The organism is Pseudomonas sp. LABIM340, assembly GCF_040017195.2.
GTDB lineage: Bacteria > Pseudomonadota > Gammaproteobacteria > Pseudomonadales > Pseudomonadaceae > Pseudomonas.
In genome coordinates, this window is record NZ_CM200227.1 from 579,894 (window position 1) to 604,636 (window position 24,743).

The following is a 24,743-nucleotide window of genomic DNA, read 5'->3' on the forward strand; positions in this document are numbered from 1 at the left end:
GTCAACCGATCAAATGGGTGGGATGATCAGGTCGAGACGCGGGTAGCCCTCCTCGTTGTCGCGTTCACCCTTTGGGGGCATGTGGAAGGTGTTGACGATGTTCTCGCCCTGCAGGGTCTCCAGGTGGATGTCGAAGCCCCACAGGCGATGCAGGTGCTTGAGCACGTCGTCGGTGGATTCGCCCAGCGGTTTGCGGTCGTGCTGCTGGTGGCGCAGGGTCAGCGAGCGGTCGCCGCGGCGGTCGACGTCCCAGATCTGGATGTTCGGCTCGCGGTTGCCGAGGTTGTACTGCGCGGCGAGGGTTTCGCGGATCTTGCGGTAGCCGTCGTCGTCGTGGATGGCGTCGACCAGCATGTCGTCCTTCTGGTCGTCGTCGAGGATGCTGAACAGCTTGAACTCGCGGATCACCTTGGGCGAAAGGAACTGCAGAACGAAGCTCTCGTCCTTGAAGCTCTTCATGGCGAACTTCATCGTCGCCAGCCAGTCGCTGCCGGCGATGTCCGGGAACCAGCGCTTGTCTTCCTCGCTGGGGTTCTCGCAGATGCGGCGGATGTCGCGGTACATGGCGAAGCCCAGCGCGTAAGGGTTGATGCCGCTGTAGTAGGGACTGTCGAAGCCCGGCTGGTAGACCACGCTGGTGTGGTACTGGAGGAACTCCATCATGAAGCCGTCGCTGACCAGGCCTTCGTCGTAGAGGTCGTTGATCAGGGTGTAGTGCCAGAAGGTCGCCCAGCCTTCGTTCATGACCTGGGTCTGGCGCTGTGGGTAGAAGTACTGCGCCACCTTGCGCACGATGCGCACCACTTCGCGCTGCCAGGGCTCGAGCAGCGGGGCGTTCTTCTCGATGAAGTAGAGGATGTTTTCCTGCGGCTCGCTGGGGTAGCGGGCCATGCCCTGTTCCTTGTCCTTGCCGCCGGCCTTGGGAATGGTCCGCCAGAGGTCGTTGACCTGGCGCTGGATCTGCTCCTCGCGCTCCTTCTGCCGTTGCTTCTCTTCCTCGGCAGAGATCGGATAGGGCCGCTTGTAGCGGTCCACGCCGTAGTTCATCAGGGCGTGGCAGGAGTCCAGCAGGTCTTCCACGGCGTCGATGCCGTAACGTTCCTCGCACTTGTTGATGTAGGACTTGGCGAACACCAGGTAGTCGATGATCGAGGTGGCGTCGGTCCAGGTGCGGAACAGGTAGTTGCCTTTGAAGAAGCTGTTGTGCCCGTAGCAGGCGTGGGCGATCACCAGCGCCTGCATGCACTGGGTGTTCTCTTCCATCAGGTAGGCGATGCACGGGTCGGAGTTGATCACGATCTCGTAGGCCAGGCCCATCTGACCGCGTTTGTAGTTCTTTTCCGTGCTGAGGAAATGCTTGCCGTAGGACCAGTGGTTGTAACCGATGGGCATACCGACAGAGGCATAGGCATCCATCATCTGCTCGGCGGTGATCACCTCGATCTGGTTGGGGTAGGTGTCCAGCGCGTAGCGCTCGGCGAGGCGGCTGATCTCGCGGTCGTATTGCTGGATCAGCTCGAAGGTCCACTCCGAGCCGGTGGCAATCGGCTGGCGCTTGCTCATGCGACTAGCCTCCTCTGGAACAGCTCGCGGAACACCGGGTAGATGTCCGAGGCGGAGACGATCTGCTGCTGGGCGAAGCTGTCTTCGAAGGTATCGCGGATCTTCTCGTACTCGAACCACAGCGCCTGGTGCTCGCGCGGAGTGATCTCGACGTAGGTGTAGTACTGGACGAAGGGCATGATCTGCTTCATCAGGATGTCGCGGCAGACCGGCGAGTCGTCGTTCCAGTTGTCGCCGTCCGAGGCCTGGGCGGCGTAGATGTTCCACTCATTGGTGGGATAACGCTCGGCCATCACCTCCTGCATCAGTTTCAGGGCGCTGGAGACGATGGTCCCGCCGGTTTCGCGGGAATAGAAGAACTCTTCCTCGTCCACCTCGCGGGCGCTGGTGTGGTGGCGGATGAACACTACCTCGATCTTCTCGTAGTTCCGCTTGAGGAACAGGTAGAGAAGGATGAAGAAGCGCTTGGCGATGTCCTTGGTGGCCTGGGTCATGGAGCCGGAGACGTCCATCAGGCAGAACATCACGGCCTTGGAGGTCGGGTTGGGCTGCTTCACCAGCAGGTTGTACTTGAGGTCGAAGGTGTCGAGGAACGGCACCTTGTCGATGCGCGCGCGCATGCCGGCGATCTTCTGCTCCAGCTCCTGGATGTCGCCGAGGTTGTCCGGTTCCTCGCGCTTGAGGCGATCCAGCTCCGCTATCGCCGCGCGCAGCTTGCCGCGGGTGGAGCCGGACAGGGCGATGCGCCGGGCGTGGGCCGAGCGCAGGGTGCGCACGATGTTGATGCGCGAGGGGTTGCCCTCGTTGCTGATGCCGGCGCGCACGGTCTTGAAGGTGTCGCTGCCGGTGAGGTGTCGCTTGACCAGGTTGGGCAGTTCCAGGTCCTCGAACATGAAGTCGAGGAATTCCTCCTGGGTGATCTGGAAGACGAAGTCGTCCATCCCGTCGCCCTGGTTGCTCGCCTTGCCGGCGCCACGGCCACCACCACCGCCCTGGGGGCGCGGGATGTGTTCGCCGGTAGTGAATTCCTTGTTGCCGGGGTGGATCACCGTCTGGCGACCACCACGGCCATGGTGCAGGACCGGCTCGTCGATATCGCGGCCAGGAATACTGATCTGCTCGCCGTGTTCCATGTCGGTGATGGAGCGGCGGCTGACGGCCTCTTCGACGGCCTTCTTGATGTGCTCACGGTAACGCCGCAGGAAGCGCTGGCGGTTCACCGTGCTCTTGTTCTTGCCGTTCAGACGCCGGTCGATGACGTAGCTCATGAATGCTCCTCAGGGCCTGCTGCGCAGCGGCGTGGAGCCGCCACGGACAGGTCCGAATGCGACGGCGACCGGCGCGGCGGGAATGCCGCCGCGCCGATGGCAGACTACTGCGACTTGCGAACCCGCAGATACCATTCCGACAGCAGGCGCACCTGCTTCTCGGTGTAGCCGCGCTCGACCATGCGTTTGACGAAGTCGTTGTGCTTCTGCTGATCCTCCTTGCTCGCCTTGGCGTTGAAGCTGATGACCGGCAGCAGGTCTTCGGTGTTGGAGAACATTTTCTTCTCGATCACCACACGCAGCTTCTCGTACGACAGCCAGCTGGGGTTCTTGCCGTTGTTGCCGGCACGGGCGCGCAGCACGAAGTTGACGATTTCGTTGCGGAAGTCCTTCGGGTTGCTGATGCCAGCCGGTTTCTCGATCTTTTCCAGCTCCTCGTTGAGGGCCGCGCGGTTGAGGATTTCGCCGGTCTCCGGGTCGCGGTATTCCTGGTCCTGGATCCAGAAGTCGGCGTACAGCACGTAGCGGTCGAAGATGTTCTGGCCGTACTCGCTGTAGGACTCCAGGTACGCGGTCTGGATTTCCTTGCCGATGAACTCGACGTAGCGCGGCGCCAGGTATTCCTTCAGGAAGCGCAGGTAGCGCTCGCGGGTTTCCGGCGGGAACTGCTCCTGCTCGATCTGTTGTTCCAGCACGTAGAGCAGGTGTACCGGGTTGGCAGCGACTTCATGCGGGTCGAAGTTGAATACCTTGGAGAGGATCTTGAAGGCGAAGCGGGTGGAAAGCCCGGACATGCCTTCATCCACACCGGCGGTGTCGCGGTACTCCTGGATCGACTTGGCCTTGGGATCGGTGTCCTTGAGGTTTTCGCCGTCGTAGACACGCATCTTCGAGTAGATGTTGGAGTTTTCCGGCTCCTTCAGGCGCGACAGCACGGAGAACTGCGAGAGCATCTTCAGGGTGTCCGGCGCGCAGTGGGCGTGCGCCAGCGAGCTGTTGATCAGCAGCTTGTCGTAGATCTTGATCTCGTCGGAGACGCGCAGGCAGTACGGCACCTTGACGATGTAGATCCGGTCGATGAAGGCCTCGTTGTTCTTGTTGTTGCGGAAGCTGTGCCATTCCGATTCGTTGGAGTGGGCGAGGATGATGCCGCTGTAGGGCAGCGAACCGAGGCCTTCGGTGCTGTTGTAGTTGCCTTCCTGGGTCGCGGTGAGCAAGGGGTGCAGGACCTTGATCGGTGCCTTGAACATCTCGACGAATTCCATCAGGCCCTGGTTGGCCCGGCACAGCGCGCCCGAGTAGCTGTAGGCGTCGGCGTCGTTCTGCGGGAATTCTTCCAGCTTGCGGATATCCACCTTGCCGACCAGCGCGGAGATGTCCTGGTTGTTCTCGTCACCCGGCTCGGTCTTGGCGATGGCGATCTGGTTGAGGATCGAGGGGTGCAGCTTGACCACGCGGAACTGGCTGATGTCGCCGCCGAATTCGTTGAGGCGCTTGGTTGCCCAGGGCGACATCACCGAGCGCAGGTAGCGGCGCGGGATGCCGTAGTCTTCCTCGAGGATGGCGCCGTCTTCGTCCGGGTTGAACAACCCCAGGGGCGATTCGAACACCGGCGAGCCCTTGATCGCGTAGAAGGGCACGTGCTCCATCAGTTGCTTGAGCTTCTCGGCGAGGGAGGATTTACCGCCGCCGACCGGGCCCAGGAGGTAAAGGATCTGTTTCTTCTCTTCCAGGCCTTGGGCAGCGTGGCGGAAGAAGGAGACGATCTGGTCGATGCACTCTTCCATGCCATGGAAGTCGGCAAAGGCCGGGTAACGGCGGATCACCTTGTTGGAGAAGATTCGCGACAGGCGGGAATCGACGGATGTGTCGAGTAGCTCAGGCTCGCCAATGGCCATCAGTATCCGCTCGGCGGCGGTGGCGTAGGCGATCTTGTCCTGCTTGCAGAGATCCAGGTACTCCTGGAGGGAGTACTCTTCTTGACGGGTCGCTTCGAAGCGTTCCTGGAAGTGACTGAAAATGCTCATGACGTCTCCTCGCTCGATGCATGGAGCCGGCGCCGGATCGGTCTGTGCGGGTGCGGTCGGGCTGCCAGTGCTTACCGGCGAGAATCCCCCAGAACTCCAACGGAACCTGGCCACTGCCCTGATCCGCCCCAATGGTCACTGCCGATTAACCGGAAGCCGGTGTGCCGGCTCTCCCTTTTTTGGATGGCCTGAGGGAAAGGATAGTTCGTTCTTCGGTGTGTAAAGGACGAAAGAGCGAGAAGTTACAGATTTTTTGAAGGGGCTAATCCGCCCCTTTCGTAGGGACTTTCAGTCAGAGCCGCCAGCGCTGGTATCCGCGGGATAGACGCTGCGCCACAGTTCGAAGCCGCCATCGAGGCTGTAGACCTCGGAGAAGCCCTGCTGGACGAAATAGGCGGCCGCGCTCTGGCTGGAGTTGCCGTGGTAGCAGACCACGACCAGCGGTGCGTCCATGTCGGCCTCGCGGATGAAGTCGGCCACCGAGTAGTTGTCGATGTGCCGCGAGCCGCTGATATGGCCCGTCGCGTAGCTTTGCGGGTCGCGGATGTCGACGACCTGGGCGCCGCTTTCGCGCAGTTGCTGGGCCTGGTCGGGGGCGATGCGCTTGAAGTCGCTCATGGGGTTACCTCGCAAGGCGCGCAGCCTGTGGCCGCGCTGCAATCATTCTGGTTTATCGGCGCAGCTGCAGTGGATGCGCTCGAGGGTATCGACGTTCATCAGCGTCATGCTGCCGCCCCACACGCAACCGGTGTCGAGGGCGAACAGGCCGGGGACGTCGCACTGGCCTTCCAGCGCGGCCCAGTGGCCGAAGATGATCTTGCGCCCGGCTGCCTTGCGCTCGGCATAGCTGAACCAGGGGGCATAGCCGGGAGGCGCGGTGTCCAGGCCTTCCTTGGATTTCAGGTCGAGCTTGCCGTCAGGCGTGCAGAAGCGCATGCGCGTGAAGTAGTTGGTGATCACCCGCAGGCGCGCGATGCCGGTGAGCTTCTTGTCCCACTTGGCCGGCTCGTTGCCGTACATGCCATCGAGGAACATCGGCAGTTGGGCGTCATCACGCAGGGCGGCTTCGACTTCGGCGGCGCGTTGCAGGGCCTTGTCGATGTCCCATTGCGGCGGGATGCCCGCGTGCACCAGGGTGATGTCGCGCTGGGCGTCGTGGTGGACCAGCGGCATCTGCCGCAGCCATTCGATCAGTTGCGCGCGGTCCGGCGCCTCGACGATCTCGCGCAGGGTGTCGTTCTTCTTCAGGCGCTCGGCGTTGTAGGCGACGGCGATCAGGTGCAGGTCATGGTTGCCGAGCACGCAGACCAGCGAATCGCGCATGCCATAAAGGAAGCGCAGGGTTTCCAGCGACGCCGGGCCGCGGTTGACCAGGTCGCCCACCAGCCACAGCTTGTCCTGGGCTGGGTCGAACTTCACTTGCGCCAGCAGGCACTTGAGCGGTTCCAGACAGCCCTGCAGGTCGCCGACGGCGTAGGTGGCCATCAGTGCAGCGCCCCCGGTACGGCGAGGCGGAATGCCGGGATCTCGGCGTCGAAGTGGTGACCGTCGGTGGCGACCATCTGGTAGCTGCCGTGCATGCTGCCGACCTTGGTCGCCATCACGGTGCCGCTGGTGTAGGTGTGGCTGGCGCCCGGCTCGATCAGCGGTTTCTCGCCGACCACGCCGGCACCGCGCACTTCCTGCACATGGCCGTCGCCGTCGGTGATGATCCAGTGGCGGGTCAGAAGCTTGGCGGCCAGCTCGCCGTGGTTGTGGATGGTCACGGTGTAGGCGAACACGTAGCGCTGCTGCTCCGGCTGGGACTGCTCGGGCAGGTGGCGGGTGGTGACGCTGACGCTGACCTGGTAGCGGGGGTCGCTCATGCGGTCGGTCCTTGCTCGGCTTCCGGGTTGGTTTCGCTGTAGCGGTTGGCCAGGCTGACGAAGTCGGCAACGCTGAGCTGCTCGGGACGCAGAGTCGGGTCGACGCCGGCGGCTTCGATATCCTCGACGCTCATCAGCGTGCGCAGGGTGTTGCGCAGGGTCTTGCGGCGCTGGTTGAAGGCTTCGCGGACGATGCGCTCCAGCACGCGGTGATCCTTGGCCGGATGCGGCGGTTCGGTGTAGGGCACCAGGCGGACGATGGCCGACTCCACCTTGGGCGGCGGGTTGAACGCGCCGGGGCCGACGGTGAACAGGTAATCCACGCGGCAGAAGTACTGCACCATGATCGACAGGCGGCCCCAGTCGCCGTTGCCCGGCTCGGCGGCCAGGCGCTCCACGACTTCCTTCTGCAGCATGAAGTGCATGTCCTGGATCAGCGAGGCGTGGTCCAGGAGGTGGAAGATCAGCGGGGTGGAGATGTTGTAGGGCAGGTTGCCGACCACGCGCAGCTTGTCCTCGGGAGAGGCCACGAGGGTGGCGAAGTCGAACTTCATGGCATCGCCCTGGTGCAGACTGAAGTTGGGCTTCAGGCCGAAGCGCCATTTCAGTTGCGGGATCAGGTCCAGGTCGAGCTCGATCACGTCGAGCTTCGCGCCGCTGTCCACCAGGCCTTCGGTCAGGGCGCCCTGGCCCGGGCCGATTTCCAGCAGGTGCTGGCCTTCCTTGGCGGCGATGGCACGCAGGATCTTGTGAATCACCCCGGCGTCATGCAGGAAGTTCTGCCCAAAGCGTTTACGGGCGCGGTGCTGGAAGAGTTCGGACATCGAGGGCTCCGGAGAGCAGCCGGGCGCAGGTGGCGGCCGGCTGGAGGCGGAAAAACCATCAGTTTACCAGCCCGGCGCGGCCAGCACGAAACGCTGGCCGAACGGAATGCCTGGGATCAGCGTGCGTCGGCGCCGGCTTCAGCCATCTGGTAGGCGGTTTCCAGGGCGACCTGCAGGCTGCCGCTGTCGATCCGGCCGGTGCCGGCCAGATCCAGCGCGGTGCCGTGGTCCACCGAGGTGCGGATGATCGGCAGGCCCAGCGTCACGTTCACCGCAGCGCCGAAGCCCTTGTACTTGAGCACCGGCAGTCCCTGATCGTGGTACATCGCCAGCACGGCGTCGCAATGCTCCAGGTGCTTGGGGGTGAACAGCGTGTCGGCCGGGAGCGGGCCGATCAGCTGCATGCCCGCGGTGCGCAGGCGCTCCAGGGTCGGTTCGATCACGTCGATCTCTTCGTGGCCGAGGTGGCCACCTTCGCCGGCATGGGGATTCAGGCCGCAGACCAGGATGCGCGGGTTGGCCAGGCCGAACTTGTCGCGCAGGTCGGCATGCAGGATGCGGGTGACGCGCTCCAGACGATCCGGAGTGATGGCGTCGGCGATCTGCCGCAGCGGCAGGTGGGTGGTCACCAGCGCGACACGCAGGCCGCGGGTGGCGAGCATCATCACTACCTGGGCGGTGTGGGTGAGGTCGGCGAGGAACTCGGTGTGGCCGGAGAAGGCGATGCCGGCTTCGTTGATCACACCCTTGTGCACCGGCGCGGTGATCATCCCGGCGAAGTGTCCGTCCAGGCAGCCCTGGCCGGCGCGGGTCAGGGTCTCCAGCACGTAGGCGGCGTTGGCCGGGTTCAGCTTGCCCGGTTCGACTGGCGCGGCCAGTGGGGTATCCCAGACATACAGGGTGCCGGCCGGGGCGGCGGCGCTGGGCCATTGGCCAGGGCCGACTTCCTGCAGGTCGATGTTCAGCCCCAGCAGGGCGGCGCGCTGGGCCAGCAGTTCACGGCTGGCGACGGCGACCAGTGGGTGCGGTTGCGCTTCGCGGGCCAGCAGCAGGCAGAGGTCGGGGCCGATGCCGGCGGGTTCGCCGGGGGTGAGGGCGAAAAGGTGGGAAGTGCTCATCAGGGACTCTCGAATCGGGATTTGCAGCAGATGGACCCACTCTACGACGAAGCCCAGGTTCTTCGAAGCTTTCGACAGGCAAAAAGAAACCCGGCCAAGGCCGGGTTTCTTTCTGAGCGACTCGTGCTGCTTACTGCTTGATCTCGACGTAGGCTTCGTCGCGGATCTGGCGTAGCCAGGCCTGCAGTTCCTCGTCGTACTTGCGTGCGCGGAGGGTCTGGGCGGCTTGTTGCTCGCGGAACTTGTCGCTGCTGTCGGTGGCACGACGGCCGAGGACTTCCAGCACGTGCCAGCCGAACGGCGAGCGGAACGGCTTGGTGACCTGGCCCTGCGGCGCGTTGTTCATCACCTCGCGGAACTCCGGTACCAGGGATTCCGGATCGACCCAGTTGAGGTCGCCACCGTTGAGCTTGGAGCCCGGGTCTTCGGAGAACTTCTTCGCCAGATCGGCGAAGCTCTCGCCAGCCTGGATGCGCTCATAGAGCTTTTCGGCCAGACGCTGGGTCTCTTCTTCGCTGCGAATCTCGCTGGGCTTGAGCAGGATGTGGCGGACGTGGACTTCGTCGCGCAGCATCTTGCTGCCACCGCGCTTTTCTTCCAGCTTGATGATGATGAAGCCGCCCGGGGTGCGGACCGGCTCGGTCACGTCGCCCACGGTCAGGCTGCCGACCATGCTGTCGAACGGGGAGGGCAGCTGGGCAGCCTTGCGCCAGCCGATCTCGCCGCCTTCCAGGGCGTTGTCGCCAGCCGAGCGGGACACTGCCAGCTGGCCGAAGTCGGCGCCCTGCTTGAGCTGCTCGTACATTTCCTGGGCCTGACGGGCCGCAGCCTGAACAGTTTCCGGCGATGCGCTGTCGGGGACCGGGATCAGGATGTTGGCCAGCCGGTACTCTTCGGAGAGCTGGATCTTGCCGAGGTCGGAGGCGAGGAAGTTCTGCACTTCCTGCTCGCTGACCTGGATGCGCTCGGCCACACGGCGCTGGCGCACACGGCTGATGATCATCTCACGGCGTACCTGCTCGCGGGCCTCGTCGTAGGACAGGCCGTCGTGGGACAGGGCGGCGCGGAACTGGTCCAGGCTCATGTTGTTGCGCTGGGCAATGGTGCCCATGGCCTGGTTCAGCTCTTCGTCGGTGATACGAACGCCGGAGCGATCACCGATCTGCAGCTGGATGTTCTCGATGATCAGGCGCTCGAGCACCTGCTGGGTCAGCACGTGCTCGGGCGGCAGCGGCGCACCGCGCTTCTGGATGGTTGCACGGACTTCGCGCAGGCGCTGGTCCAGCTGGCTCTGCATCACCACGTCGTTATCGACGATGGCGACCACGCGATCCAGAGGAACCACTTCGGCGTGCACGACGGAACTTGCCAACAGCGCGCCCAGCATCAGCGGGCGCAGGGCCTTACATAGCATTGTCTTCACGTTGACGATAACCCTGGATACCTTGGTCGAGGAAGCCTTCCACCTGGTTGCCAACCACGCCGCCAAGGCCTTTCAAGATGATTTGAAGGAAGATACCGCGGTCGGCCTTGGACGTGGAGGTCACGAATTCCTCGTCGTCGTAGTCGACCCAGTAGCGATTGATCAGGCGCAGCTTCCAGCAGCAGCTGTCGTACTCGAAGCCACCGAAGGCTTCCAGCGTACGGCTCTGGTTGTAGTCGAACTGCCAGCGGCCGATGGCGGCCCACTGTGGCAGGACCGGCCAGATGAACGAGAAGTCATGCTGTTCGATCTTGTACTCGTCGCTGCCGTACTCGAACTGGCCGGTGTTCGGGTTGAAGCGCTTGCTGTCCGCACGGTAGCGGTAGCCGGCGTTCAGCACCTTGCGGGGATCGGCTTCGGGCTGGTAGTGGAACATCAGGTTACCGTTGTCGGTATGGTTGGTGTTCGGGTTCCAGTTGAAGTCGGAGCTGGCGAACCAGTCATGGTTGAAACGATAGACACCGGTAAGTGCGTAGGGCGAACGCCAGGTGTCGGCGTCCGGGTTCTTCGCGCCGCTGGCGCGAAGGTCGTCTTCGGTCAGGCCGGGCAACTGTACGCGACGGTCGCTGAAGTAGTAGATCTGGCCGGCGGCGATGTAGGCGCGCTCGAAGCCATCGTCTTCGATGAAGCGCGAACCCAGGCCGAGGGACAGCTGGTTGGCGTCGCCGATGCGGTCACGACCAGTGAAGCGGTTCTCACGCCACAGCGAGTCGTAGCTGAAGGTGAACTCGCCGGTATCGAAGGTCGGCAGGTTGTCCTGGTTCTTGTACGGGACGTACAGGTACATCGCGCGTGGTTCCAGGGTCTGACGGAACTTGGTGCCGCCGAAGGTGGTGTCGCGGTCGAAGTACAGGCCGGAATCCAGCTTGGCCAGGCCCATCGAGCGGTCCGGGCTGCTGTCGTAGTCGATGTACGACGGCAGCGTGGACTTGCCCTTGCCGTCCAGGTCCAGATCGTACTTGGTATACAGCGCCTTGACCGTCGGAGTCATGAAGCCCCAGCTGCGGTTCATCGGCAGGCTGACGCCCGGCTCGGCGTGGAAGCGATCACCGTTTGCGCGGGCGAGGCCGGTCAAAGATGTATCCGGGCGCGGATAGAGTGTTGGGTTATCTACGTCGATGCGGTAGTAACCCTCGTCGAGGTCGCGATCGAAGCGCACGGCCTCGGTGCTGTAAGTGAAGTTCAGACCGCCCGGGTTGAACGGCAGTTTGCCGTCCAGAGTGAGCTGCGGCAGGCGATCATACGGGGTGACGTCGGTCACGGTCGCCAGCTGGTAGGACTGCGCGTTCAGCTTGGCGGTGTAGCTGTCGCCGCGATAGGTGAGGATGCCCTGCTGGTTGACATAGGTCGGCGAACCGATACCCAGCGAAGTATCCAGGTCCTGGAAGTAGTACGGGTCGCTGATGCGGGTGTAGTCGACCTGCGCCATCAGGCGCGAATCCAGGCCGCTGGTGTTCTTCCAGCCGTACAGCCAGCGGGTGTCGGTGTACTGTGGGAAGTCCTTGCGGTCGTCGTTCTTGTCGTTCAGGTAGGCCGCGGTGACCTGGCCTTCGCTGCTGTGGGTCAGGTAGCGGAACTCGCCTTCCATCAGCAGGCCGCGCTTGACCATGTAGTGCGGATACAACGTGGCGTCGTAGTTGGGCGCCAGGTTGAAGTAGTACGGCGTGGTCAGCGTGAAGCCGGTGTCGGTCGAACTGGCGAAGGAGGGTGCCAGGAAGCCGGACTGACGACGGTTGTCGATCGGGAAATAGATGTACGGGGTGTAGAAGACCGGAATGTCCTTCACCCGCAGGGTCGCGTTGGTCGCGGTACCGAAACCGGTGGCCGGGTTCAGCTTGATGTTGTTGCCCTTGAGGACCCACGCGTTGCTGCTGGGTTCGCAACGGGTGTAGGTGCCGTCCTTGAGCTGGATGATCGCGTCTTCCTGGCGCTTGGCGTACAGCGCGCTGCCGCGGATCTGCGCCTGGTGCATGACGTACTCGGCGTTGTCGATCTTCGCCGCGCCATTGTCCAGTTGCAGTTCGGCGTGGTCGCCGACGATCAGCGCACCGTTGTCGCGCAACTTGACGTTGCCGACCAGCTCGCCACGGTTCTCGGCCTGGTGCAGGTTGGCCTCGTCGGCCTCCACCTGCATGCTGCCCTGGCGCAGGACCACGTTCCCCGCGAGGGTGGCGACCTGCTTTTCCTGCTCGTAGCGGGACACTTTCGCCGATACGTAGGTCGGGGCCTCGTCGTTCGGCGTCTTGTCGTTCATGCCCGGGCGGGTCGGCTCGACATAGGCACCGCTGCAATACGGGCCCATTTCCGCCTGTTGGGCGGCGGTGAGCTTGTCGCGCGGGATCCAGTCAAGGTGGCTGTAGTCGTTGCTGCGCGACTTCAGGCCGCGACCGCCGGACTCGGTGACCAGCTGTTTCGGCTCTTCGCCGGCGCTGCTGCTCGAGCTGCCCGAGGACTTCGAGCTGCTGGCGGCGGCGGTGCCGCCGGCGCTGACCGAGCTGGCGCCATGCTGTGGGCGCGGTACGCTGCTGGCGCTGTTCTGCGAGGAACAGTCCCAGGCGCCGGACGCGGAGGGCTGGCAGGCGAACTGCTCACCGGGTGCCGCGGTCACAGAGGCGAGCGGCTGGATAGCCAGCAGGCCACCGGTCACCAGTAAGGGGAATTTTCTACGGAACACGGGGAAATTCACTGCCATCTTGTTAATCCGGGCTTCCTGCGAGCCATCGGCCCAAAGCGGACCGCACGCCTCTCGATGGGCTCAAAAAGATGCTGGATAATAAAGCATGACCCGCGCAACGGCTAGCGCCGTGGAGAACCCATAGAAATGTCACAGGATGCCCGTTACCAGCAGATGATCGGCTGGTTGGACTTGAGTTTGCCCGCAGTGTTCAACGCGCAGGGCTGGGGCCCGGTGCCCGAGGCCAGCTTCACTGCGGCCAGCAGCGACGCCAGTTTCCGCCGGTATTTCCGCTGGCAGGGCGAGGGTCGCAGCCTGATCGTGATGGACGCCCCGCCACCCCAGGAGAACGTCCAGCCCTTCATCAAGGTCGCCGGCCTGCTGGCCGAGGCCGGGGTGCATGTTCCGAAGATTCTGGCCGAGGATGTCGAGCAGGGCTTCCTGCTGCTGGATGATCTGGGGCGCCAGACCTACCTGGATGTACTCACCGCGCAGAATGCCGAGGAGCTGTTCGAGGAGGCCCTCGATGCCCTGGTGGCCTTCCAGCAGGTCAATGTCGCCGAACGCCTGCCGGCCTACGATGAGGCCCTGCTGCGCCGTGAGCTGCAGCTGTTCCCCGAGTGGTACCTGCAACGCCACCTCGGCGTGACCCTGGAAGGCGAGCAGCTCGCCCGCTGGGAGCGCACCTGCGACCTGCTGGTGCAAAGCGCCCTGGAGCAACCGCGCGTCTTCGTGCACCGCGACTACATGCCGCGCAACCTGATGCTCAGCGAGCCGAACCCCGGCATCCTGGACTTCCAGGATGCAGTCTATGGCCCGGTGACCTACGACGTGACCTGCCTATATAAGGACGCCTTCCTCAGTTGGCCTGAGCCGCGCGTGCACGACGGCCTGTCGCGCTACTGGCGCAAGGCCCAGGCTGCGGGCATCCCGCTGCCGGACAGCTTCGAGACCTTCTTCCGCGCCAGCGACCTGATGGGCGCCCAGCGCCACCTGAAGGTGATCGGCATCTTCGCGCGTATCTGCCACCGCGACGGCAAGCCGCGCTACCTCGGCGACGTGCCGCGCTTCTTCCGCTACCTGGAGAGCGTCATCGCGCGCCGGCCGGAGTTGGCCGACCTCGCCGCGCTGCTGGCCAGCCTGCCCAAAGACGAGACACACCCCGCATGAAGGCCATGATCCTCGCGGCGGGCAAGGGCGAACGCCTGCGCCCGCTGACCCTGCACACGCCCAAACCACTGGTGCGCGCCGCTGGCGTGCCGCTGATCGAGTACCAGCTGCAGGCCCTGCGCCGGGCCGGGTTCGATCAATTGGTGATCAATCACGCCTGGCTCGGCCAGCAGATCGAGGATCACCTGGGCGACGGTTCGGCGTTCGACGTGAGTATCCGCTACTCACCGGAGGGCGAACCGCTGGAAACCGGCGGCGGCATCTTCAGGGCGCTGCCGCTGCTGGGTGACGGGGCCTTCGTCATTGCCAACGGCGACATCTGGACCGACTTCGATTACGCCAGCCTGCAAGGCGCGCTGGCCGAGGACGATCTGGTGCATCTGGTGCTGGTGGACAACCCCGGTCACCACACACGCGGCGATTTCTGCCTCAGCGGAGGCCGCGTCAGCGATTACCGCGAAGGCCAGCCGAGCCTGACCTACAGCGGCATCGCCATCCTCCGCCCCGAGCTGTTCGAGGGCTGCGAGCCCGGCGCCTTCAAGCTGGCGCCGCTGCTGCGCCGGGCCATGGAAGCCGGCCGGGTGAGCGGCATCCATCATCGCGGACGCTGGATCGACGTCGGCACCCACGATCGCCTGGCGGAAGTCGAACGCCAGCTGGCGGAGGGCTGAGGTGTTCTGGCCGGGGACCCTGGTGGGCGTCATCGCCGGCTGGGCATTGGCAAGCATTCCGGGCGCCATGCTCGGTGCGTTGCTGGGCCAGGTGCTCGACCGGCGCCTGAAGCAGCGCACCTGGACGGGGCTGTTCGATCAGTTGCGCGGCGGGCCGCGGGTGGGCGACCGGGAGTTGCTCTTCCTGTTGCTGGGCCGGCTGGCCAAGAGTCGCGGTCGTGTGGTCGATGCGCATATCCAGCAAGCGCGGGCTGAAATGCAGCGTCTGCAACTGGATGACAAGGCTCGTCGGCAGGCCATCGATGCCTTCGGTCGCGGCAAGCTCGGCGGTGAGTTGCTGGACGCCGGCCTGCGCCAGCGCCATGGCCAGGAGGCTACAGCCGAGGGGTTGATCCAGGCCTGTTGGCGCATGGCCTGGGCAGGCGGAGCACCGAACGCTGCGCAGAAGAACCTGCTGCTGCAGTGGGGCGACTCGCTGGGGCTTTCCCGCTCCAGGGTGCTGGCGCTGTCAGCGGGCGCCGAACCGCCCAAGCCGCGCGCCACGCCGCGTGAGTCCTACACCGCAGCGCTGCGACTGTTGGGCGTGACAGCGGAGAGCGAACCGGAGGAGATCAAGCGTGCCTACCGCAAACTGATCAGCCAGAACCACCCGGACAAGCTCGAAGGCATGGGCGCGAGCCCCGAGCGGATCGCCGCGGCGACCAACCGGACCCGCGAGATCCAGGACGCCTACCTGCTGGTGCGCCAGCGTCGCGGCTTTCGCTGAGTCGGACGGCCCTCAGGGCTGCTCGATCGGCTCCAGATGCATCGACAGCCAGCCGCGGATGCGCCGGTAGAGCTGGTCCTGCTCGGTGCCCAGGTCGGCGGGCAGGGCGTTCATGCCGATCTGCACGTAGTTCGGTGCCTTCTGCCGCTTGCTTGCCTGCAGGCGCAGCTTGGCGGCCGCCACGTCAGGCGCCTTGTCCTTGTAATAGAAGTCGCCAGTGGCGAGGTTCAGCAGCGGCACGGTCTCGTCCAGCGACGGCTTGAAGTCGCGCGGCATCTCCGGCGCCACCAGCAGCAGGTTCTTGATTTCGGCGGGCGTGCGTTCGCCCAGGTAGCGGGTCGCCCAGTAGGCGCCGGTGCCGTGGCCGAGCAGGACAATAGTTTTCGGGTTGTGCTGCTGGGCCAGTTCGACGGCCGCCTGGATGCGCGCCAGCACGCGCTCGGCGTGGGCCTTGCGCAGTTCCACCGGGTCGGTGGGCGGCGGCGGGGCTTCGGCGCTGGCCTGGGCCGGCTCGGCGCTGCCGGCTTCGCCTGTGCTTTCCGGGGTCGGCGTTGCGCTGCCTTCGCTGCCTTTCACTTCGGGTTTGCTGGCGCTATCGGTGGCCGTGGCGTCGGTGTCGGCGCTGGCCTTGTCCGGCGACTCCTTCGGCCGTGGGATCGGCGCGGTGCTTTGCGGGTCGGGCAGGGTGACGGCCAGGGTCTGCCAGCCGGCATCGGGCAATTTGCGCCGCAGCGGGCCGATCGCTACCGGCCAGTCGGCGCTTTCGCCATCGCCGGGAATCAGGATCACTGCGCCCGAGGCGTCGGCGGCATTGGCCGGCAGCCAGAGGGCGAGGAAGGTTTCGTCGCCGGCCTTGAGTTCCTGGCGTTCGCTTTCAGGCAACTGGCGCACCAGGCCACTGGCTTCGTCCTGGCTGCGTTCGCTCACCGCCGGGCGCACTACCGGCGCAGCGGCCGGCTTTTCGGCAGCGGGCTTGGCGTCTTCGGCCTGGCTGGCGCCCAGCGGCGCAAGGCCGAGGCACAGGCTGAGGGCGAGAAGCGTCGGGCGAGGCAAATGCAGCATCGAAGATATCCCTGTCTGGCGGGCAGCAAGCGGCGGGCGCGAGAGCGGCCAGCCTAGCGGCTTGTATTAGCTTTGTCAGGCGCAGGCGTGCCGGGTTCAACCGGGGTTGCTGTAAGGTATGCCGGCCATTTGCTTTGACCTGAGTGAAATCCATGGTGCTGTCGGCATGAGATGTCTGTTCTGGAAAGCCTGCCTGGCCTGGCTCTGCTGCCTGCCGTTGCTGGCTGTGGCGGAAACCGCCGCGCCGCCGTTGACCCTGGATCAGGCGCAACTCGCGTGGCTCGCCGAGCATCCGCAGCTACGCGTTGGCGCGGTGCTCGAGGCACCTTACGTGCAGCAGGATCGCCGCCTGCAGCAGCTCTCCGGGGCCAACGTCGAACTGCTGGAGTGGCTGGCCAAGGCCCTGCACGTCAGCCTGGAATGGCGCACCTATCCCGACCAGGCCGCGCTGGAGAAAGCGGTGCGCGCTGGCGAAATCGACCTCGCGCCCGGCGTCAGCCAGACGCCTTCGACCTTACGCGACTGGCTGTTCTCCGACCCCTACCTGCGTGTGCCTCGCCTCGTTGTGGGCGATCGCCGCAGCGGCACTTCGGTAGAGCTGGATACCCTCGGCGAAGGCGAGTCGGTCTCCGTGCGCGGCCCCGGTCCGGTGGTGGACTACCTGCGCGGCACCTACTCGGGGCTGACCCTGCAAGTCGTCGACAGCGACCGCGAGGTGCTGCGCAAGGTGCTCGGTCGCGAGGCCAATTACGCGGTGATCGACGAGGCGCAGCTGGCGCGCCTGACCCGCGAAACCGAGTTCACCGGCCTGCTGGTGGTGGCCGATATCGGCTACCCGCAGCTGCTGCGCGTAGCGACCCGGCGCGGTTTGCCGGAACTGGCCGGGATCATCGACGCGGCCCTGCGCGCGGTGCCGGCCAAGGACCTCGACCAGCTCCACGAGCGCTGGCTGCAACCGACCTACCCGCGCCTGGGTTCCTCCCCCGGCTTCTGGCAGAACCTCTGCATCCTGCTAGGCCTGCTCCTTCTATTGGCGGTTGCCGCGCTGCTCTGGCTGCGTCGCCAGCACCGCGCGCTGGAGTCGCGCCTGCTTGCCGCGCGCCGTGATATCGAATTACGCCAGGCGGCGGAGCAGGCCTTGCGCCTGACCCAGTTCGCCATCGACAGCAGCACCGTGGGCATCCTCTGGGTCAACTGGGACAGCCACGTGCGCTACGCCAACCGTGCGGCCGAGGAGATGCTCGGCTACCTGCCGGGAGCGGTGGTGGACCGGCCGCTGTCGGATTTCGAACCGACGCTGAACATGGACCGCTGGCTCAACCTCTGGCGCCGCGCGCGCAATGCCGACGAGGCGCCGCTGAGCTTCGAGACCCGCTGCCTGCGCGCCGATGGCCAATGGCTGCCGGCGGACGTTTCGCTGAGCTTCCTGCGTTTCGGCGATTCGGAATACCTGCTGGTGTTTCTCACCGACGTCACCGAGCGCCGCCGCGCCCGCGCCGCGCTGGAAGAGAGCGAGGCGCGCCTGCAGGGTATCGCCGCCAACGTGCCGGGGCTGGTGTTCCGCCTGGAGCCCAACGCGCCGGATGACGATTCCGATTTCGCCTACATCAGCTTCATCACCGGCGGCAGCGAAACCTCGCTGGGTTACTCGCCCGGTTACCTGCGCGAGAGCGGCCTGGGCATCATGGGCCTGGTGCATCCGTCCGAGCGCGAGAGCTACCTGGCCAGCCAGCTGGACGCGGTGGAAGGCCATCGCAACTGGCTGTGGCAAGGCCGCATCCTCACCCGCAGCCACGAGCCGCGCTGGGTCGACATCAAGGCTACGGTGCGGACCCTGGATGACGGTCGCCCGGCCTGGGACGGCGTGGTCTGGGACATCACCGAACACAAGCAGATCGAGCTGGAACTGCAGGATTCCCGCGCGCAACTGCGCGAGCTGTCGGCACACCTGGAGAGCGTGCGGGAGGAGGAGAAGGCGCGCATCGCCCGCGAAGTGCACGATGAACTGGGCCAGGTGCTCACCGTGCTCAAGCTGGAAACCTCCATGTGCGAACTGGCCTACGCCGAGCTGGATAGCGGCCTGCGCGAGCGCCTGGACAACATGAAGCGCCTGATCGCCCAGCTGTTCCAGCTGGTCCGCGACGTGGCTACTGCGCTGCGGCCGCCGATCCTCGATGCCGGCATCGGCTCGGCGGTGGAATGGCAGGCGCGTCGCTTCGAATCGCGTACGCAGATTCCCTGCCTGGTGCAGGTGCCGGAGAATCCGCCGGAGCTGTCCGATGCCAAGGCCATCGGGCTGTTCCGCATCCTCCAGGAGGCGCTGACCAATGTCATGCGCCATGCCCAGGCGCATACTGTGGAATTGCAGCTGAGCGTCGAAGGGCGCGAGTTGTGCCTGCGCATCGCCGACGACGGCGTGGGCTTCGATCCGAACGCTACGCGCCAGGGCGTTTCCTTTGGCCTGGTGGGCATGCGCGAGCGGGTACTGATGTTCGGCGGCACCCTGCAGATCGACAGCCAGCCCGGGGAGGGCACCACGCTGTGGATCCGCGTGCCGTTGCGCTCCAGAAGTGCGTGACCGGGCGAAAACCATAACGACAATGACAAGCGTGGAACGGGAGGAAAGGCGGTGATTCGAGTGCTGGTGGCGGAAGACCATACGATCGTGCGCGAGGGCATCAAGCAACTGATCGGCATGGCCAAGGACCTGCAGGTGGTCGGCGAGGCCACCAACGGCGAGCAGTTGCTCGAAACCCTGCGCCAGACGCCGTGTGAAGTGGTCCTGCTGGACATCTCCATGCCTGGCGTCAACGGCCTGGAAGCCATCCCGCGCATCCGCGCGCTGAACAACCCGCCGGCGATCCTGATGCTGTCCATGCATGACGAGGTGCAGATGGTCGCCCGTGCGCTGAAGGTCGGCGCCGCCGGCTACGCCACCAAGGACAGCGACCCGGCGCTGCTGCTCACGGCGATCCGCAAGGTCGCCAGCGGCGGCCGCTACATCGACCCCGATCTCGCCGACCGCATGGTCTTCGAAGTCGGCCTGACCGATTCGCGCCCGCCCCATGCGCTGCTCTCGGAGCGCGAGTTCTCGGTGTTCGAGCGCCTGGTGCAGGGCGAGGGCGTCAACGAGATCGCCCAGCAACTGGCGGTGAGCAGCAAGACCATCAGCACCCACAAGGCGCGGCTGATGCAGAAACTCAACGCCAACTCGGTGGCTGACCTGGTGCGTTACGCCATGGAGCACAAGCTCGTCTGACCGCCCCGCGACGCCGGCTTGACCTGCGGCAGATCGCTCGCTGAATTTTCCCTCCACTCTGTGCGACGTGTCCGATTTCTGTAACACACCGTCTATCTAGCGGGCGTGAGGCAGGGAATGATTGCCGGCTTCATGCAGTACGTCGTGATAACAAGGAGAAGAAGATGTTGCGAGCGGTAAGGGGAGGGCTGCTGTTCGGCCTGCTGGGGAGCGCTGCGATGCCGGCGCTGGCGGACTACGTCACGGTGATTTCCTTCGGTGGCGCCAACAAGCAGGCGCAGGAAGCGGCCTTCTACAAGCCGTTCAAGGAAGTGACCGGCAACGCCGTCGTACACGGCTCCTACAACGGCGACCTGGCCAAGCTCAAGCGCATGGTGGAAATCAGCCATGTGTCCTGGGACGTGGTGGAGGTCGAGGCCCCCGAACTCGCGCGCGGTTGCGAGGAAGGGCTGTTCATGAAGCTCGATCCCAAGACCCTGGGCAACACTGCCGATTTCGTTCCCGGCGCGGTGCAACCGTGCGGCGTCGGCATCTTCGTCTGGACCACGCTGCTGGCCTACAACCAGAGCAAGCTGCAGGGCACGCCCGGCAGCTGGGCGGATTTCTGGGACACGAAGAAATTCCCCGGCAAGCGCGGCCTGCGCTGGGGCGCCAAGTACAGCCTGGAATTCGCCCTGATGGCCGACGGCGTCGCGCCCAAGGACGTCTACAAGGTGCTCGCGACCAACGACGGCGTCGACCGTGCTTTCCGCAAGCTCGACGAACTCAAGCCGAGCATCAACTGGTGGAAGTCCGGCCAGGACCCGGTGCGTGACCTCGCCGATGGCACCGTGGTGATGAGTTCTGCCTATAACGGCCGGATCGCCGCCGCGCAGGCCGAGCAGAAGGGCTTCCGCATGGTCTGGGCCGGCGGCATCTACGACTTCGACTTCTGGGCGCTGCCCTCGGGTGTGTTCAAGAAGGAGCTGGCCGAACAGTTCGTCAACTTCGCCGGCCAGCCGCAGCAGCAGAAGGCTTTCGCCGAGAACATCTCCTACGGCCCGACCAACCGCAAGGCCGTGGAACTGCTGGCGCCGGACGTGGCCGCCAACCTGCCCACCGCACCGCAGAACATCGCCAATGCCGTGGGCATGAACGTGGCATTCTGGGCCGAGCATGGCGACGCGCTGGAGCAGCGCTTCCAGGCCTGGGCCAAGCGCTGATCGACGGGCTGCCGAGCACAAGCTGGTCGGCAGTCTGTTTCGCTGTTTTTTGTAGGGCGAGCCCTACAAAGCATCCTCTCTAAGCCTTATAGCAATCTCTCATACCGCCCGATTTGCGCCCCGGTCCAGCTTCTCTAGGCTTGAGATCAACGGCATTTACAAAAAAACAAAGGTGCGGTGATGGCCGAGAATCAGGCAAACGATGTGCTGGTGAGTTTCCGTGGCGTGCAGAAGAGCTACGACGGCGAATCCCTCATCGTGAAGGACCTCAATCTGGACATTCGCAAAGGCGAATTCCTGACACTGCTGGGGCCTTCCGGTTCCGGCAAGACCACCAGCCTGATGATGCTGGCCGGTTTCGAAACTCCTACCGCCGGTGAAATTCAGCTCGCCGGCCGCGCCATCAACAACGTCCCCCCGCACAAGCGCGACATCGGCATGGTGTTCCAGAACTATGCCCTGTTCCCGCACATGACGGTGGCCGAGAATCTGGCCTTCCCGCTCTCCGTGCGCGGCATGAGCAAGACCGACGTGAGCGAACGTGTGAAGCGCGCGCTGTCCATGGTCCAGCTCGACAGCTTCGCCGGTCGCTATCCCGGCCAGCTTTCCGGTGGTCAGCAGCAGCGCGTGGCCCTGGCCCGTGCGCTGGTCTTCGAGCCGCAACTGGTGCTGATGGACGAACCCCTGGGTGCGCTCGACAAGCAGCTGCGCGAGCACATGCAGATGGAGATCAAGCACATCCACCAGCGCCTGGGCGTGACCGTGGTCTACGTGACCCACGACCAGGGCGAAGCCCTGACCATGTCCGACCGCGTGGCCGTGTTCCACCAGGGCGAGATCCAGCAGATCGCCCCGCCGGCGGAACTCTACGAACACCCGCGCAACTCCTTCGTCGCCAACTTCATCGGCGAGAACAACCGCATTGCCGGCCAGCTCCAGGCCCGCAATGGCGAGCGCTGCACCGTGGGCCTGGCCCGTGGCGAGAAGGTCGAGGCGCTGGCGGTCAACGTCGGCAACGTCGGCGACACCGTCAGCCTGTCGATCCGCCCCGAGCGCGTGCGCCTGAACGGCCACAGTGAAAACTGCGCGAACCGCTTCTCCGGCCGCGTCGCCGAGTTCATCTACCTGGGTGACCACGTGCGCATTCGCCTGGAGGTCTGCGGCCGTACCGATTTCTTCGTCAAACAGCCGATCGCCGAGCTCGATCCTGCGCTCAGTGTTGGCGACGTGGTTCCGCTGGGCTGGGAAGTCGAGCACGTCCGCGCGCTCGACCCACTGTCCGCGGCGTAACAGCGCGGCCCGGCCACTCCCGGACGCATCCAAGAAAAACAAACCTGCACACTGTGGAGACAACAATAATGTCGAAGTCCTTGAAAGCATCGGGGCTCAAACTCGCAGCGCTGACTCTGGGCGTGGCCTTCGCGGCCCAGTCCATGGCCGCTACCGACCTGACCGTGGTGTCCTTCGGCGGCGCCAACAAGAACGCCCAGGTGAAGGCGTTCTACGGTCCCTACGAGAAGAGCACCGGCAACAAGATCGTCGCCGGCGAGTACAACGGCGAGATGGCCAAGGTGAAGGCCATGGTCGACACCAACAGCGTCTCCTGGGACCTGGTGGAAGTCGAATCGCCGGAACTGGCCCGCGGCTGTGACGAAGGCCTGTTCGAAACCATCGACCCGGCCATCCTCGGCAAGGCCGAAGACTACGTACCGGGCGCCGTGAGCAACTGCGGTGTGGGCTTCTTCGTCTGGTCCACCGTGCTGGCCTACAACGCCGACAAACTGAAGACCGCTCCGACCAGCTGGGCCGATTTCTGGGACACCCAGAAATTCCCGGGCAAGCGCGGCCTGCGCAAGGGCGCCAAGTACACCCTGGAATTCGCCCTGATGGCCGACGGCGTCGCGCCCAAGGACGTCTACAAGGTGCTGGCGACCAAGGAAGGCCAGGATCGCGCCTTCAAGAAACTCGACCAGATCAAGCCGAACATCCAGTGGTGGGAAGCCGGCGCCCAGCCGCCGCAGTACCTCGCTTCGGGTGACGTGGTCATGAGCTCCGCCTACAACGGCCGCATCGCCGCCGTGCAGAAAGAGAGCAACCTGAAGATCGTCTGGAACGGTGGCATCTACGACTTCGACGCCTGGGCCATCCCGAAGGGCGCCAAGAAGGTCGACGAGAGCCTGAAGTTCATCGCCTTCTCGGTTCAGCCCGAGCAGCAGAAGACCTACTCCGAGAACATCGCCTACGGCCCGGTCAACAAGAATGCCGTACCGCTGCTGAGCAAGGAGCTGCTGAAAGACATGCCGACCACCCCGGAAAACATGCAGGGCCAGGTCGGTATGGACGTGACCTTCTGGGCTGACTACGGCGAGCAGCTGGAACAGCGCTTCAACGCCTGGGCCGCCAAGTAAGCAAGCCCTTACCGTCACGGTCGCCCGGACCGTGACGGACCGGAACCGCCGCCCCCTCGCGGCGGCTCCTCCTGACACCACACCTTGGCCGCTCCCGGGCGGCCCGTTTTACCGGAGTTCGCTATGGCCACCGCTGTGTCGATGAACGAGGTCGCCGGCCCCACCCTCAAGCAGCGCCTGGCGCGCGCGGAGCGGATGAACCGCCTGAAGTCGCAGGCGCTGGTCCTGCCCCTGCTGGTCTTCCTCCTGCTGACCTTCCTCGTGCCCATCGCGGCACTGCTCTACAAGAGCGTGAACAACCCCGAGGTCGTCGGTGCGCTGCCGCTGACCGTCAACGCCATTTCCGCCTGGGACGGCAAGTCGCTGCCCTCGGACGAGGTGTACAAGGCACTGAGCGACGACCTGGTCGCCGCGCGCAAGAACCAGACCATCGGTGACCTGTCCAAGCGCCTGAACATGGAGCTGGCCGGCTACCGCAGCCTGCTGTCCAAGACCGCCCGTGCGCTGCCGTTCAAGGAGCAGCCGGCGTCTTACAAGGACGCGATGGAGGCACTGGACGAGCGCTGGGGCGACCCGGCCTACTGGCAGGCGATCCGCCGCAACGCCAGCTCCGTCACTCCTTATTACCTGCTGGCGGCGCTCGATCACCGCATCGATGACCTGGGCGAAATCGCCCGCGCAACGCCGGACCAGTCGATCTACCTGGACATCTTCGCCCGCACCTTCTGGATGGGCGCGGTGATCACCCTGATCTGCCTGGCGCTGGCCTACCCGTTGGCCTACCTGCTGGCGATCCTGCCGACCCGCAAGTCCAACCTGCTGATGATCATGGTGCTGCTGCCGTTCTGGACCTCGATCCTGGTGCGCGTCGCCGCGTGGATCGTGCTGTTGCAGTCGGGCGGCCTGATCAACGGTGCGCTATTGAAGATGGGCCTGATCGACGAGCCATTGCAGTTGGTGTTCAACCGCACCGGCGTGTACATCTCCATGGTCCACATCATGCTGCCGTTCATGATCCTGCCGATCTACAGCGTGATGAAGGGCATTTCCCCCAGCTACATGCGCGCCGCGATCTCCCTGGGCTGCCATCCGTTCTCCAGCTTCTGGAAGGTCTACTTCCCGCAGACCGTGGCCGGTGTCGGCGCCGGCTGCCTGCTGGTGTTCATCCTGTCGATCGGCTACTACATCACCCCGGCGCTGCTGGGCAGTCCGAACGACCAGATGGTCAGCTACTTCGTCGCCTTCTACACCAACACCACCATCAACTGGGGCATGGCCACGGCCCTGGGCGGCCTGCTGCTGTTCGCCACCCTGGTGCTCTACGTGATCTATGGCTGGCTGGTGGGCGCGAGCCGCCTGCGCCTGGGCTGATGAGGAGAACAA

General features: G+C 64.8%; 20 protein-coding genes. 9 read left to right on the forward strand and 11 right to left on the reverse strand.

The window, feature by feature from the left end:
- Nucleotides 1-9 precede the first annotated feature (9 nt).
- The 10 genes from ABKS89_RS02780 to ABKS89_RS02825 all read right to left on the reverse strand — a co-directional run bounded on the left by ABKS89_RS02780 (nt 10) and on the right by ABKS89_RS02825 (nt 12,840).
- Complete coding sequence (locus ABKS89_RS02780; protein ID WP_138213011.1) at nt 10-1,563, reverse strand: SpoVR family protein; 1,554 nt, start codon at nt 1,561-1,563, stop codon at nt 10-12.
- Nucleotides 1,560-2,831, reverse strand: a complete 1,272-nt coding sequence (locus tag ABKS89_RS02785) for a YeaH/YhbH family protein (RefSeq protein WP_045212721.1) — start codon at nt 2,829-2,831, stop codon at nt 1,560-1,562. The genes ABKS89_RS02780 and ABKS89_RS02785 overlap by 4 nt, the downstream gene beginning before the upstream one ends.
- A 104-nt stretch (nt 2,832-2,935) precedes the next feature.
- The gene (locus tag ABKS89_RS02790) at nt 2,936-4,858 is read right to left on the reverse strand and encodes a PrkA family serine protein kinase (RefSeq protein WP_045212719.1); all 1,923 of its coding nucleotides are present in this window, start codon (nt 4,856-4,858) and stop codon (nt 2,936-2,938) included.
- Between the two features lie 288 nt (nt 4,859-5,146).
- Nucleotides 5,147-5,476: a thiosulfate sulfurtransferase GlpE gene (gene glpE / locus ABKS89_RS02795; protein ID WP_045212715.1), complete on the reverse strand. Its 330-nt coding sequence runs from the start codon at nt 5,474-5,476 to the stop codon at nt 5,147-5,149.
- Between the two features lie 42 nt (nt 5,477-5,518).
- Nucleotides 5,519-6,343: a symmetrical bis(5'-nucleosyl)-tetraphosphatase gene (locus ABKS89_RS02800; RefSeq protein WP_348589148.1), complete on the reverse strand. Its 825-nt coding sequence runs from the start codon at nt 6,341-6,343 to the stop codon at nt 5,519-5,521.
- Entirely contained in the window at nt 6,343-6,723 is a 381-nt protein-coding gene (gene apaG, locus ABKS89_RS02805) for a Co2+/Mg2+ efflux facilitator ApaG/CorD (protein ID WP_054908027.1), read from the reverse strand. The genes ABKS89_RS02800 and apaG overlap by 1 nt, the downstream gene beginning before the upstream one ends.
- On the reverse strand, nt 6,720-7,547 hold the full coding sequence (rsmA, locus tag ABKS89_RS02810; RefSeq protein WP_348589147.1) for a 16S rRNA (adenine(1518)-N(6)/adenine(1519)-N(6))-dimethyltransferase RsmA: 828 nt from the start codon (nt 7,545-7,547) through the stop codon (nt 6,720-6,722). Before rsmA ends, apaG begins: the two co-directional genes overlap by 4 nt.
- Nucleotides 7,548-7,663: 116 nt before the next feature.
- A complete protein-coding gene (gene pdxA, locus ABKS89_RS02815; RefSeq protein ID WP_348589146.1) occupies nt 7,664-8,665 on the reverse strand; it encodes a 4-hydroxythreonine-4-phosphate dehydrogenase PdxA in 1,002 nt (333 codons plus the stop codon).
- Between the two features lie 130 nt (nt 8,666-8,795).
- A complete protein-coding gene (locus tag ABKS89_RS02820; RefSeq protein WP_138213004.1) occupies nt 8,796-10,088 on the reverse strand; it encodes a peptidylprolyl isomerase in 1,293 nt (430 codons plus the stop codon).
- Nucleotides 10,069-12,840, reverse strand: coding sequence for an LPS-assembly protein LptD (locus ABKS89_RS02825; RefSeq protein ID WP_348589145.1), 2,772 nt, complete (start codon nt 12,838-12,840; stop codon nt 10,069-10,071). The genes ABKS89_RS02820 and ABKS89_RS02825 overlap by 20 nt, the downstream gene beginning before the upstream one ends.
- Nucleotides 12,841-12,969: 129 nt before the next feature.
- Between ABKS89_RS02825 and ABKS89_RS02830 the strand changes: the two genes are divergently transcribed.
- Genes ABKS89_RS02830 through ABKS89_RS02840 form a run of 3 tightly spaced genes read left to right on the forward strand, consistent with a single transcriptional unit; the run spans nt 12,970 to nt 15,429 of the window.
- Nucleotides 12,970-13,992: an aminoglycoside phosphotransferase family protein gene (locus tag ABKS89_RS02830; protein ID WP_348589144.1), complete on the forward strand. Its 1,023-nt coding sequence runs from the start codon at nt 12,970-12,972 to the stop codon at nt 13,990-13,992.
- The gene (gene murU / locus ABKS89_RS02835; RefSeq protein ID WP_348589143.1) at nt 13,989-14,663 is read left to right on the forward strand and encodes an N-acetylmuramate alpha-1-phosphate uridylyltransferase MurU; all 675 of its coding nucleotides are present in this window, start codon (nt 13,989-13,991) and stop codon (nt 14,661-14,663) included. The genes ABKS89_RS02830 and murU overlap by 4 nt, the downstream gene beginning before the upstream one ends.
- A gap of 1 nt (nt 14,664) precedes the next feature.
- Complete coding sequence (locus ABKS89_RS02840) at nt 14,665-15,429, forward strand: DnaJ domain-containing protein (protein ID WP_138213000.1); 765 nt, start codon at nt 14,665-14,667, stop codon at nt 15,427-15,429.
- 12 nt (nt 15,430-15,441) lie between these two features.
- Here the strand turns inward: ABKS89_RS02840 and ABKS89_RS02845 are convergent, their stop codons facing one another.
- A complete protein-coding gene (locus ABKS89_RS02845; RefSeq protein WP_348589142.1) occupies nt 15,442-16,491 on the reverse strand; it encodes an alpha/beta hydrolase family protein in 1,050 nt (349 codons plus the stop codon).
- A gap of 166 nt (nt 16,492-16,657) precedes the next feature.
- Between ABKS89_RS02845 and ABKS89_RS02850 the strand changes: the two genes are divergently transcribed.
- The 6 genes from ABKS89_RS02850 (at nt 16,658) to ABKS89_RS02875 (ending at nt 24,731) form a co-directional block, all read left to right on the forward strand.
- Nucleotides 16,658-19,069 carry a PAS domain-containing sensor histidine kinase gene (locus ABKS89_RS02850; RefSeq protein ID WP_348589141.1) on the forward strand — a complete coding sequence of 804 codons (2,412 nt, stop codon included), beginning with the start codon at nt 16,658-16,660 and terminating at the stop codon, nt 19,067-19,069.
- A gap of 51 nt (nt 19,070-19,120) precedes the next feature.
- A complete protein-coding gene (locus ABKS89_RS02855) occupies nt 19,121-19,750 on the forward strand; it encodes a response regulator (protein WP_138212997.1) in 630 nt (209 codons plus the stop codon).
- 164 nt (nt 19,751-19,914) lie between these two features.
- Nucleotides 19,915-20,952: an ABC transporter substrate-binding protein gene (locus ABKS89_RS02860; protein ID WP_138212996.1), complete on the forward strand. Its 1,038-nt coding sequence runs from the start codon at nt 19,915-19,917 to the stop codon at nt 20,950-20,952.
- Between the two features lie 180 nt (nt 20,953-21,132).
- Nucleotides 21,133-22,242, forward strand: a complete 1,110-nt coding sequence (locus ABKS89_RS02865) for an ABC transporter ATP-binding protein (protein WP_138212995.1) — start codon at nt 21,133-21,135, stop codon at nt 22,240-22,242.
- A 68-nt stretch (nt 22,243-22,310) separates the two neighbouring features.
- Nucleotides 22,311-23,360, forward strand: coding sequence for an ABC transporter substrate-binding protein (locus ABKS89_RS02870; RefSeq protein ID WP_138212994.1), 1,050 nt, complete (start codon nt 22,311-22,313; stop codon nt 23,358-23,360).
- Between the two features lie 123 nt (nt 23,361-23,483).
- Nucleotides 23,484-24,731 (forward strand): ABC transporter permease, encoded by a 1,248-nt coding sequence (locus ABKS89_RS02875; RefSeq protein WP_138212993.1) that lies wholly within the window; start codon nt 23,484-23,486, stop codon nt 24,729-24,731.
- Nucleotides 24,732-24,743: the final 12 nt, after the last annotated feature.